Source organism: Pseudonocardia sp. HH130629-09 (assembly GCF_001294645.1).
Taxonomy (GTDB): domain Bacteria; phylum Actinomycetota; class Actinomycetes; order Mycobacteriales; family Pseudonocardiaceae; genus Pseudonocardia.
This window is the reverse complement of sequence record NZ_CP011868.1, coordinates 4,948,791-4,960,400: the sequence shown is the minus strand read 5'-3', so window position 1 is coordinate 4,960,400 and position 11,610 is coordinate 4,948,791. Positions and strand designations below refer to the sequence as shown.

Below are 11,610 nucleotides of genomic sequence, written 5' to 3'. Positions count from 1 at the left end.
CTGGGCGTCGAGTCCGGTATCTCACTCGTCCGGATGGGGCCTGTCTTGGCACTATGTGGCGATGGCGGCCCCGAAACAGACCGAGAAGGGTGAACGGCGCCGCGCCCTGCTGGTGGCGGCAGCAGCGGACCTGCTGGCCGAGAGCGGGTTCGACGCGATCCGCCACCGCGCCGTCGCCGAGCGCGCCGGGGTGCCGCTGGCCGCCACCACGTACTACTTCTCCTCGCTGGAGGACCTGGTGTCCGCCGCGCTCGACCGGCTGGCCCGCACCGAGCTCGCGGACGCCCACGACTGCCTCGCCCGGCGCGACGACCCGGCCGAGATCGTGCTCGACCTGCTTCTCGGGCCGCGCTCGCGCACCGACGGCCTCGACGCCGTCCTGTGCCGGTTCGAGCGGCTGATCGGCTCCGGCAGGCGCCCGTTCCTGGCCGGGCTGCTGCGGGCCCAGCGCGTCGAGTTCGACGCCCTGCTCGACGAGGCTCTCACCCGCGCGACCGGCCGTCGCCCGGGGCCGGGGGAGGTCCGCAGGCTGACCGCGCTCGTCGACGGCGTCGTCCTCACCGCGCTGATCGAGGCCGACCCCGACCCGCGTGCGGTCGGCCGGGTCGCCCTGCGCGAGGCGTTGGACGTGCTGCCCCGGACGTGAGCCCCCGGGTGTGAGCCCCCGGGTGTGAGCCTGTGCTCCCGACCGTGGCGGGGCCGTGAGCAGCCATTACCATCGCGCCACGTGATTCCCAACGTGCTGGCCGCGCGCTACGCGAGCCCCGAGCTGGTTCGCCTCTGGTCTCCGGAGTACAAGATCCAGCTGGAGCGACGGCTGTGGATCGCGGTGCTGCGCGCCCAGCGCGACCTGGGCATCGAGGTGCCGGCGTCGGTGATCGACGACTACGAGGCCGTCGTCGAGCAGGTCGACCTGGGCTCGATCGCCGCCCGCGAGCGCGTCACCCGGCACGACGTGAAGGCCCGCATCGAGGAGTTCAACGCCCTCGCCGGCCACGAGCACGTGCACAAGGGCATGACCAGTCGCGACCTCACCGAGAACGTCGAGCAGCTGCAGATCCGGCTGTCGCTGGAGCTCGTCGCCGACAGGACCGTCGCGGTCCTGGCGCGGCTCGGGCGTCGCGCGTCGGAGTACGCCGAGCTGGTCATGGCCGGGCGCAGCCACAACGTCGCCGCGCAGACGACCACCCTGGGCAAGCGGTTCGCCACCGCGGCCGACGAGCTGCTCGTCGCGCACGCCCGGCTGGAGGACCTGCGCTCGCGCTACCCGCTGCGCGGGATCAAGGGCCCGATGGGCACCAGCCAGGACATGCTCGACCTCCTCGACGGCGACGCGGCCAAGCTCGACGAGCTGGAGCGGCGCGTCGCCACGCACCTCGGGTTCGCCGAGGCGTTCACGAGCGTCGGGCAGGTCTACCCGCGCTCGCTCGACCACGACGTCGTCACCGCGCTGGTGCAGCTGGCGGCGGCGCCGTCGTCGTTGGCCACGACGATCCGGTTGATGGCGGGTGCGGAGCTCGCCACCGAGGGCTTCGCCCCCGGCCAGGTCGGCTCGAGCGCCATGCCGCACAAGATGAACGCCCGTTCCGCCGAGCGCATCAACGGCCTCATGGTGATCCTGCGCGGCCTGTCGGGCATGACCGCCGACCTCGCCGGGTCCCAGTGGAACGAGGGCGACGTCTCCTGCTCGGTGGTGCGCCGCGTCGCGCTGCCGGACGCGTTCTTCGCCCTCGACGGCCTCTACGAGACCACCCTGACCGTGCTCGACGAGTTCGGTGCCTACCCGGCCGTGATCGCCCGCGAGCTCGACCGCTACCTGCCGTTCCTCACCACGACCGCGGTGCTCATGGCGGCGGTGCGGGCCGGGGTCGGCCGGGAGACCGCGCACGAGGTCATCAAGGAGCACGCGGTCGCCGTCGCGCTGGCGATGCGCGAGCAGGGCCAGGCCGACAACGACCTGCTCCAGCGCCTCGCCGGCGACGACCGGCTCGGCCTGCCCGTCGGCACGCTGGACCGGCTGCTGGAGGACCCGCTGCGCTTCACCGGTGCCGCGTCAGCACAGGTCACCACGGTGACGGAGAAGATCGCCGCGATCACCGCGAAGCACCCCGAGGCCGCCGCCTACACCCCCGGAGGGATCCTGTGAGGCTCGTCCACTCCGGCAAGGTCCGCGAGCTCTACCTCGACGAGTCGCGAGACCCGGCCCAGCTGCTGCTCGTCGCCTCGGACCGGCTGTCGATCTACGACGTGGTGCTCCCGACGCCGGTCCCGGACAAGGGCGCGATCCTCACCGCGCTGTCGCTGTACTGGTTCGAGCGCACCGGCGACCTCGTGCCCAACCACGTCATCGGCACCGACGACATCCCCGCCGAGTTCGCCGGACGGGCCGTCCGCTGCCGTCCGCTGGAGATGCTGCCGGTCGAGTGCATCGCCCGCGGCTACCTCACCGGCCTCGGGCTCAAGGAGTACCAGCGCACCGGCGCCGTCTCCGGCGTCACGCTGCCCACCGGCCTGGTCGAGGGCTCGAAGCTGCCCGAGCCGATCTTCACCCCGACCACCAAGGCGCCGGTCGGCGAGCACGACGAGTTCATGACCTTCGACGACGTCGTGGCCCTGCTCGGCGCCGACACCGCGGCCCGGCTGCGGGACCTGACCCTGGAGGTCTACCGCCGCGGCGCCGAGTCCGCCGCGCAGGGCGGGATCCTCGTCGCCGACACCAAGCTGGAGTTCGGCCGGGACGCCTCCGGCGAGATCGTGCTGGGCGACGAGGTGCTCACCCCGGACTCGTCGCGGTTCTGGCCCGCCGACTCCTACGAGCCCGGTCGCGTGCAGTTCTCCTTCGACAAGCAGTACGTCCGCGACTGGTCCGCCGGTCTGGACTGGGACCGCACCGCTCCCGGCCCCGAGGTCCCCGACGACGTCGTGAAGGTCGTCCACGACCGCTACGCCGAGGTCTACCGCCGGATCACCGGCACCCCCTGGACCTCACCCACCGCCTGACCCGCGTCGCCACCACGCCCTGCCACCGGCCCGCCCGCGGCAGCGCGGCACGTCGCACCCCACCGGCGGTCGCCGCACCCTCCGCGCGGGGTGCGCCGACCACCGGTGGGGTACGACGGACGTGGCGACCCACGCGCGGGGCGCCGGGGAGGCCGCGGGCCGCCGTGGTGGCGGCGCCGAGGTGCTGGTCAGGCCGGGGGCAGGGCGTCGAGCAGGGCCCGGGCGGTCGGAGCGTCGGTGACCAGGCGGTTGAACAGGCCCGCCCTGGCCCCGCCGACGATGCTCGGCACCTTCTCCTCCCCGACGGCGACGGCGATCGTCCGCGGCACCCGGCGCAGCTGGTCCGGGGAGATCCGCACCATCCGGTCGCTGCCCGGGAAGGCGATCGGGCGTCCGTCGGCGCGGTAGAAGTTCAGGCAGACGTCGCCGACGCCGGCGCGCAGCCCCTCGTCGTCGAGGGGGACCGAGGTCGAGATCGAGTCGCGGCCCGCGGGGGGTGCGCCGACGCCGACCAGGGCGGCCTGCGCCCGCGACCAGAACCCGGTGACCCGGCGGAACTCCGGGTCGTCGGCGAGCGTGCGGCTCATCGCCGGTGACGGCATGGCCTGGGTGAACAGGAAGTGCGGGCGCCCGTGCCCGCGTTCGGCGACCGACCGGACGATCTCGTTGGTCTGGTGCCACGCCTCGGGCTCGGCGACCCCGCCGACGGTCGGCACGATCTCGCAGCCGGCCAGTGTGGGCAGCGCGGTGTGGCTCAGCTCCCACACGGCGCGCCCGGAGGACACGAGCAGGACGTCGCCCGCACGCAGACCGGCCTCCCGCAGCGCCTCACCGACCGGTTCGGCGAGCGACCGGCCGAGGTCACCCGTGACGACCGGGGCCAGCCACACCCGGTCCAGCCCGAGCGCGGCGGCGAGCCGGGGCGCGTCGTCGTCGCCGGTGTGCAGCGAGTCCGGGTCGTGCACGGTGATCTGCACGATCCCGACCCGGCGGGCCTCGGCGAGCAGCCGGGAGATGGTCGGGCGCGACACGGTGAGCCGTTCGGCGATCGCGGCCTGGTTGAGTTCGTCGACGTAGTACAGCCGTGCGGCCCGGTGCATCAGCCCCAGGTCGCGTCGGGAGACGTCGTTCGGCGCCATCGCCATCCTCCACTGCGTCGGACCGGTGTCGGTCCAGCCTACTGCACGTTTGTTCAATCAGGAACGGATGTGTTGACGGATGTTCACGGGAGAACGCATGCTCACCGACAGAGGTATGCAGCAGCCCGCATGGCACCAATGGAGGTTTCGCCGTGGCAGAGAACATCCCCACCCGGATGCAGGCGGTGGTCGTGCACGGCCCCGAGGACTACCGCCTCGAGGAGGTGGACGTCCCGAAGCCCGGCTCTGGTGAGCTGCTCATGCAGGTCGAGGCCGTGGGCGTGTGTGCGAGCGACCTGAAGTGCTACCACGGCGCCGCGAAGTTCTGGGGCGACGAGAACCGCCCCGCCTGGGCCCAGACCGGCGTGACCCCGGGCCACGAGTTCGTCGGCCGGATCGTGTCCGGCGACGACGAGGGCCTCGCCCTGCACGGCGTGTCCGTCGGCGACCGCGTCGCCTGCGAGCAGATCGTCCCCTGCGAGCAGTGCCGCTACTGCCTGCGCGGCCAGTACTGGATGTGCGGGCCGCACGACATGTTCGGCTTCCGCAACTTCGACGGCGCCATGGCCCAGTACATGCTGGTCCCGACCCGCGCCAGGGTGCACCGGGTCTCCCCGGACCTGGCACCGCAGCACGCCGCGTTCGCCGAGCCGCTGTCGTGTGCGCTGCACGCCGTCGAGCGCGCCACGATCTCCTTCGACGACGTGGTGGTCGTCGCCGGGTGCGGCCCGATCGGCCTCGGCCTGATCGCCGGCGCCCGCGCGAAGAACCCCCGTCTGCTGATCGCGCTCGACCTCGACGACGAGAAGCTGGAGCTCGGCCGCCGCACCGGCGCCGACCTCACCATCAACATCTCCCGCGAGGACGCGGTCGCCCGGGTCAAGGAGCTCACCGAGGGCTACGGCGCCGACGTCTACCTGGAGGGTTCCGGCGCCGTGCCGGCCGTCGCGCAGGGGCTGAACCTGCTGCGCAAGCTCGGCACCTACGTCGAGTACTCGGTCTTCGGCTCCGAGGTCACCGTCGACTGGTCGATCATCTCCGACGACAAGGAGCTCGACGTCCGCGGCGCCCACCTCGGTCCGCACTGCTGGCCCGCCGCGATCAAGATGCTGGAGGACGGGAAGCTTCCGATCGACGACATCTGCACCCACCAGGTGCCGCTCGCGGAGTTCCAGAAGGCCCTCGACCTGGTCGGCGACACCTCCGGTGCGTCGGTCAAGGTCTCGATCCTCCCGAACGCGTGAGCGCCGCCATGTCGACGACGACATCGCGCGAGACCTTCCTCGACCGCATCGGTATCCCGCACTCCCTGCGCTGGGGCTTCCTCGGCGTGCTGGTCTTCATGACCGGCAACGGGACCGAGTCCAACTTCATCTCCCCGCACATCGAGGCGGTGCTCGGCTCGCCCGAGGCCACCGTCGCGACGATCATCACCGGCTACAGCCTGGCCGTGCTGATCGGCAGCTACCTGTCCGGCGCGCTCGCCGACCTGTGGGGGCCGCGCCGGGTCATGACCCTCGGCGTCGTCGTCTGGGTCGTGTTCGAGGTGTTGTTCCTGCTGAGCCTGCAGCTCGGCAGCCTCCCGCTGGTCGCCGCCACCTACTTCCTGCGCGGCTTCGGCTACCCGCTCTTCGCGTTCGCGTTCCTGGTGTGGATCAACGTCGTCACGCCGTACTCGCGCAACGGCGTCGCCGTCGGCTGGTTCTACGTCATGTTCACCGGCGGCCTGCCCACCCTGGGCTCGCTGTTCGCGCTCGGCATGATCCCGGCCTTCGGCGGCGGCACCGGTGGCGAGACCGCCGCGATGGTCGGCTCGACCGCGCTCGTCGTCGCCGGGTTCCTGATCGCCCGCTTCGGGGTGCACGAGCCGCACGCCACGCAGCGGCTCGCGCCGGCGGGGGAGACCACCGGCCAGGTGCTGACCGCCGGGCTGCGGCTGACCGCGGCCAACCCGAAGATCCTCATGGGCTTCCTGGTCCGGCTGATCAACACCGCGCCGCAGTACGGCATGTTCATCATCCTGCCGACCGTCATCGCGGTGGACCTCGGCTGGGGCCAGAGCCGCTGGCTGACCATGACCGTGTTCGTCTACGCGACGAACATCCTGGTCAACGCGGTGTTCGGGGCGGTGGGCGACCGGTGGGGCTGGCGTCGCACCGTGCAGTGGTTCGGCGTCTTCGGCTCCGCCGTCGGCCTGCTGCTCTGGTGGTACGTGCCGCACGCCGTCCCGGCCGGATCGACCTGGGGCTTCTGGGTCTCGGTCGCCGCGGGCTGCGTGTTCGGCTGCCTGCTCGCCGGGTTCGTCCCGATGGGCGCGATCATGCCCGCGCTCGCACCCGACCACAAGGGCGCCGCGATGGCCATGTACACGACCGCCGCGGGCGGTGCCGCGTTCCTCGGGTCCGGCGTCGTCGCGCTGATGCTGGGGATCGGCGCCGGGAACGTCGGAGTCGTGTGGGCCTTCGTCGCCCTCTACGCGGCCGCGTTCGTAATGGTCTCGTTCCTGAACGTCCCGCAGGACGCCCCCACGCCGCGCGCCGCCGTCGCGACCCCGGTGAAGGAGACCTCGTGACCAGGATCTACGACGACCCCGCCACGTTCGCCGACGACCAACTCGACGGCTTCCTCGACCTCTACGCCGACCGTGTCCGAGGGGTGCACGGCGGCGTGGTGGCCCACCGTGGCGACGGCGACCCCCAGGTCGCCGTCGTCATCGGGGGCGGGTCGGGGCACTACCCCGCGTTCTGCGGGACCGTCGGGCCAGGGTTCGCGCACGGCGCCGTCGTCGGCAACATCTTCACCTCGCCGTCGGCCGCGCAGGCGTACTCGGTCGCGAAGGCCGCCGACCAGGGCCGCGGCGTGGTGTTCAGCTTCGGCAACTACGCCGGTGACAACATCAACTTCGGGATCGCGGCCGATCGGCTGCGGGAGGAGGGGATCGACACCCGCATCGTGGTCGTCACCGACGACGTCGCCTCCGCCGACGAGGAGTCACGGCGCCGCGGGATCGCCGGCGACTTCACGGTGTTCAAGGCGCTGGGCGCCGCCGCCGCGCGCGGCGCGGACATCGACGAGGTCGAACGGCTCGGCCGGGCCGCCAACGCCGCCACCCGCAGCCTCGGCGTCGCGTTCACCGGCTGCACGATGCCCGGCGAGGACGAGCCGCTGTTCTCGGTGCCCCCCGGACACCTCGGGCTCGGCCTGGGCATCCACGGCGAGCCCGGCATCCGCGACGTCCCGATGCTGCCCGCCCGCGAGCTGGCGGAACTGCTGGTCGACGACGTGCTGAAGCACGCTCCCCCGGGAGCCCCCGCCCGGGTCGGGGCGATCCTGAACGGGCTGGGCACCACGAAGTACGAGGAGCTGTTCCTGCTGTGGCGTCACGTCGCGCCGCGGCTGCGCGCCGCCGGGTACGAGCTCGTCGACCCGGAGGTCGGCGAGCTCGTGACCAGCCTCGACATGGGTGGCTGCTCGCTCACCCTGATGTGGCTCGACGACGAGCTGGAGCCGCTGTGGCGGGCGGACGCCTACACCCCCGCCTACCGCAAGACCGCCGCGCCGCTGGCGGCGCTGCGCGAGCCGACCGCCGACGAGCTCGCCGAGGCCGACGCGGTCGTCACCGCGCCCGCGGCGAGCGCCGCGGCCCGGGAGCTGGCGGGCACCGTCCGCGCCGCGCTGGCGGCGACGGAGTCGACGATCCGCTCCCACGAGCACGAGCTGGGCCGGATCGACGCCGTCGCGGGCGACGGTGACCATGGCCGCGGCATGCTCAAGGGCGTCACCGCCGCCACCGCCCGGGTCGCCGAGCTCGGCGACGACGTCGGCGGCGGCTGGGTGCTCCGGCAGGCCGGGCAGGCCTGGGCCGAGCGTGCCGGCGGCACCTCCGGGGTGCTGTGGGGTGCCGCGCTCGAGGCGTTCGGGCGACACCTGGGTGACACCGCCGACGGCTACCCGGCCGCGACCGTCGCCGCCGGGGTCCGCACGTTCGCGACGACCATCGAGCAGCTCGGTGGGGCGCGGGCGGGGGACAAGACCCTGCTCGACGCGCTGCTGCCCTTCGTCGACGAGCTGGAGCGCCGGGTCGGCGACGGCGAGGGCCTGGCCACCGCGTGGACGGCCGCCGCCGCGACCGCGACCGACGCCGCCGCCGCGACCGCCGACCTGCGGCCACGGATCGGACGGGCCCGCCCGCTGGCCGAGAAGAGCGTGGGCACACCCGACGCCGGGGCGACCAGCCTCGGCCTGATCGTCACGGCCGTCGCCGACGCCCTGACGTCGCAGGAGGAGCAGACGTGAGCGAGAAGCTGCGCATCGTGGTGGGCGCCGACGACGCCGGCTACGACTACAAGGAGAAGCTGAAGGCCGACCTGGAGGCCGACGACCGCGTCGCCGAGGTGGTCGACATCGGCGTCGGCGCGGACGGGCACACCGCCTACCCGCACATCGGCGTCGCCGCGGCCCGCCGGATCGCGGACGGGGAGTCCGACCGTGGCCTGCTCATCTGCGGGACCGGGCTGGGCGTGGCGATCTCGGCGAACAAGGTGCCGGGGGTCCGTGCGGTCACCGCGCACGACCCGTTCTCCGTCGAGCGCTCGGTGAAGTCCAACAACGCGCAGGTCCTCTGCATGGGCCAGCGCGTGGTCGGGATCGAGCTCGCGCGCACGCTCGTCGACGGCTGGCTCGACCACCGCTTCGACCCGGCGAGCGCGTCGGCGGAGAAGGTCGCCGCGCTCGACTCCTACGACCGGCGCGACGGCGAGCGCCTCGCCGAGGCGGAGACCGTCGGGACGGACTGCTGATGTTCGACCTCACCGGGTCGGTCGCGCTCGTCACCGGGGCCGCGTCGGGGATCGGCGCCGAGGTGGTCCGGGCGCTCGCCGGGCAGGGCGCGGTGGTCGCCGCCGCGGACCTGCGCACCGACGGCGTCCCGGACGCCCGCGCGTCGACCCACGTCGTCGACGTCGCGGACCCCGACGCCGCGGCGGCCTGCGTCGACGAGGTCGTCGCCCGGCACGGCCGGGTCGACGTGCTGGTCAACTCGGCCGGGATCGCGCGGCTCGCCCCCGCCCTGGAGCTGGGGATCGACGACTGGCGCCGCACCCTGGACGTGAACCTCACTGGGTCCTGGCTGATGGCCCGCGCCGCGGGCCGGGTCATGGTCGGACAGGGGTTCGGGCGGATCGTGAACCTCGCCTCGCAGGCGGCGAGCAGCGGGCTGGAGCAGCACGCGGCCTACTGCGCGTCCAAGGCTGGGATCAACGGGCTCACCCGCACCCTCGCCGTCGAGTGGGGGCCGCACGGGGTGACGGTGAACGCCGTCTCGCCGACGGTCGTGCTCACCGACCTGGGCCGCGCGGCGTGGGACAACCCGGCCGGGGACGCGCACCGCGCCGAGATCCCGGCGCGACGCTTCGCCGAGCCGTCGGAGGTCGCCGCGGCCGTCGTCTACCTGGCCTCGGCCGAGGCCGCCATGGTCAACGGGGCCGAGCTGCGGGTCGACGGCGGGTTCACAGCCCGCTGAGAACGCCCGCCGATCGTCGTCCGCGCGATCCGGCGGCTCCACACGGGGTTCATCTCGGTCGGGTCGGATGGGGCCATGAGCACGCTGCTGGTCTCGCTGTCCGGCCTGACCGACTCCGACGACGCCGACCGCGCCCGCGCCGCCGCGTTCGCCGCGGAGCTGGACCGGCGCGGCGTGCCGCTGACCCATCTCGTGCAGCCCAAGGGCCCCGACGGACCGCTGCGCCGCGGCGACGACCTGGTCCGCTGGATCGCCGGCCGCGTCCGCGCCGGGGACGACCTGCTCCTGCACGGCTTCGACCACACGAGCGACCCGGTGGGCGCCTGGCAGAACGGCACCGTCCCGCGGATCGGGCGGCGCACCGAGTTCGGCGCGCTGCCTCGGCACGAGGCGGGCCTGCGGCTGACCGGTGCCCGGCGCATCCTGCTCGCGACCGGGCTGTCCACCGACGGCTTCGCCCCGCCCGGCTGGATCGCCTCCGAGGGCACCCTCGACGCGCTCGCCGACCTCGGCTTCGGTCTGTGCGCCGACGAGACGACCGTCCGCGCGACCGGCGGTCCGGTGCTGCGCTCGCGGGTGCTCACCTTCCGCTCGTCCGAGCCCTGGCGGGGCGAGCGCCGCGCGGGGGAACGCCGTCGCGGACGGGCGCTGGAACAGCAGGCCGTGCGTACCGCCGAGCGCGGAGGGCTCGTCCGGCTCGCGCTGCGGGCCAAGGACCTGCGTCGCGAGCACCGCGTCGAGACCGCGCTGGCCGCCGTCGACGCGGCGCGCGGAGCGGGCGCCGTCGGCGCCGTGCACCGCACGCTGTTCCCCGCCGCGGCCCCGGCAGCCTAGCTCCCCGGCGGTCGGCTCGGTTGTCCACAGTGTGTGTTCCCCTGTGGACAACCGGTGCCACCTGTGGACAGGTGTCAGGTCCGCCGCTCGCCGAGCACACAGAACTCGTTGCCCTCGGGGTCGGCGAGCACCGTCCAGGACACCTCGTCGGCCGGGACGCGGTGTTGGCCGACGTCGACCCGGGTCGCGCCCAGCATGAGCAGCCGGGCGACCTCGGAGTCGCGCACGCCGTCCGGTCGCAGGTCGATGTGCAGCCGGTTCTTGGTCCGTTTGCCCTCCGCGACCGGCACGAAGATCAACCCGGGGGTGACACCCACGGCCGGCTGGATCTCGAACTCCGCCGCCGAGGCGTTCGCCACCGTCCAATCCAGGGCCTCGGCCCACCAGCGGCCGAGCCGGATCGGGTCCCGGGCGTCGACGACGACCTGCTCCCACTGCAGCGCCATCAGACGGTGATCGCCTTCTCCAGGTCGGGGACCAGGAGGGTGGTGGCGTCGGGACCCAGGTCGTCGAAGAACCGGTAGTGCAGCGCCGGGTTCGCGAGGGTGCCCTCGTGGATCGGGACGACCGTGCGCGGCGCGACCGCCCGCAGGTAGTCGACGGCCTCGGACACCTTCAACCACGGCGCGCCGGTCGGGAGCAGCAGCGTCGCCAGCTCCTCGACGCCCGGCGGGACGTAGGCGTCGCCGGGGTGCAGGAGCGCGCCGTCGACGAGGTAGCCGTTGTTCGCCACCAGCGGGATGTCCGGGTGGATCTGCGCATGGTCCCCGGACCCGACGACGGTCACCTCGGCGCCACCGAGGGCCAGCACGTCGCCGGGGGCGGCGGTGCGGGCGTCGATGCCGTCCAGCTGCTCGGCGGTCTGGCCGTCGGTGACCAGGGCGGCGTCGGGGTTGGCGCGCAGCAGAGTGCGCAGCGCGTCGGCGTCGACGTGGTCGAAGTGCTGGTGGGTGACCAGGATCGCGTCCAGGCCGTCGAGGGTCTCGAAGCCGGTGGAGAACGTGCCCGGGTCGAACAGGAGCCTGGCCGACCCGGTGTCGACCAGGACGCAGGCGTGGCCGTAATGCGTCAGGTGCATGGGACCAGCATGCCCGGTCGGGGGGCGGGGGAACGTCG

12 protein-coding genes are annotated in these 11,610 nt (G+C 73.5%); 9 read left to right on the top strand and 3 right to left on the bottom strand.

The window, feature by feature from the left end; genetic code table 11:
* Window positions 1-61 precede the first annotated feature (61 nt).
* The 3 genes from XF36_RS23015 to XF36_RS23005 all read left to right on the top strand — a co-directional run bounded on the left by XF36_RS23015 (window position 62) and on the right by XF36_RS23005 (window position 3,000).
* Window positions 62-646, top strand: a complete 585-nt coding sequence (locus tag XF36_RS23015; RefSeq protein ID WP_060714916.1) for a TetR/AcrR family transcriptional regulator — start codon at window positions 62-64, stop codon at window positions 644-646.
* A gap of 81 nt (window positions 647-727) precedes the next feature.
* Window positions 728-2,146, top strand: coding sequence for an adenylosuccinate lyase (gene purB, locus XF36_RS23010; protein WP_202968436.1), 1,419 nt, complete (start codon window positions 728-730; stop codon window positions 2,144-2,146).
* Window positions 2,143-3,000: a phosphoribosylaminoimidazolesuccinocarboxamide synthase gene (locus XF36_RS23005; RefSeq protein ID WP_060713577.1), complete on the top strand. Its 858-nt coding sequence runs from the start codon at window positions 2,143-2,145 to the stop codon at window positions 2,998-3,000. Before purB ends, XF36_RS23005 begins: the two co-directional genes overlap by 4 nt.
* 188 nt (window positions 3,001-3,188) lie before the next feature.
* Here XF36_RS23005 and XF36_RS23000 read toward each other — a convergent pair whose 3' ends face one another.
* Entirely contained in the window at window positions 3,189-4,139 is a 951-nt protein-coding gene (locus tag XF36_RS23000) for a sugar-binding transcriptional regulator (protein ID WP_060714914.1), read from the bottom strand.
* A 152-nt stretch (window positions 4,140-4,291) separates the two neighbouring features.
* Between XF36_RS23000 and XF36_RS22995 the strand changes: the two genes are divergently transcribed.
* The 6 genes from XF36_RS22995 (at window position 4,292) to XF36_RS22970 (ending at window position 10,494) form a co-directional block, all read left to right on the top strand.
* The gene (locus tag XF36_RS22995) at window positions 4,292-5,383 is read left to right on the top strand and encodes an alcohol dehydrogenase catalytic domain-containing protein (protein ID WP_060713576.1); all 1,092 of its coding nucleotides are present in this window, start codon (window positions 4,292-4,294) and stop codon (window positions 5,381-5,383) included.
* Window positions 5,380-6,711 (top strand): RbtT/DalT/CsbX family MFS transporter, encoded by a 1,332-nt coding sequence (locus tag XF36_RS22990; RefSeq protein WP_238588992.1) that lies wholly within the window; start codon window positions 5,380-5,382, stop codon window positions 6,709-6,711. Before XF36_RS22995 ends, XF36_RS22990 begins: the two co-directional genes overlap by 4 nt.
* The gene (locus XF36_RS22985; protein ID WP_060713575.1) at window positions 6,708-8,435 is read left to right on the top strand and encodes a dihydroxyacetone kinase family protein; all 1,728 of its coding nucleotides are present in this window, start codon (window positions 6,708-6,710) and stop codon (window positions 8,433-8,435) included. Before XF36_RS22990 ends, XF36_RS22985 begins: the two co-directional genes overlap by 4 nt.
* Window positions 8,432-8,938 (top strand): ribose-5-phosphate isomerase, encoded by a 507-nt coding sequence (locus XF36_RS22980; RefSeq protein ID WP_060713574.1) that lies wholly within the window; start codon window positions 8,432-8,434, stop codon window positions 8,936-8,938. Before XF36_RS22985 ends, XF36_RS22980 begins: the two co-directional genes overlap by 4 nt.
* A complete protein-coding gene (locus XF36_RS22975) occupies window positions 8,938-9,660 on the top strand; it encodes a GolD/DthD family dehydrogenase (RefSeq protein ID WP_060713573.1) in 723 nt (240 codons plus the stop codon). The genes XF36_RS22980 and XF36_RS22975 overlap by 1 nt, the downstream gene beginning before the upstream one ends.
* A gap of 75 nt (window positions 9,661-9,735) precedes the next feature.
* Entirely contained in the window at window positions 9,736-10,494 is a 759-nt protein-coding gene (locus tag XF36_RS22970; protein ID WP_060713572.1) for a DUF2334 domain-containing protein, read from the top strand.
* 74 nt (window positions 10,495-10,568) lie between these two features.
* Here the strand turns inward: XF36_RS22970 and XF36_RS22965 are convergent, their stop codons facing one another.
* Complete coding sequence (locus XF36_RS22965) at window positions 10,569-10,940, bottom strand: VOC family protein (RefSeq protein WP_060713571.1); 372 nt, start codon at window positions 10,938-10,940, stop codon at window positions 10,569-10,571.
* Window positions 10,940-11,572, bottom strand: coding sequence for an MBL fold metallo-hydrolase (locus XF36_RS22960; protein ID WP_060713570.1), 633 nt, complete (start codon window positions 11,570-11,572; stop codon window positions 10,940-10,942). Before XF36_RS22960 ends, XF36_RS22965 begins: the two co-directional genes overlap by 1 nt.
* Between the last annotated feature and the right edge of the window lie 38 nt (window positions 11,573-11,610).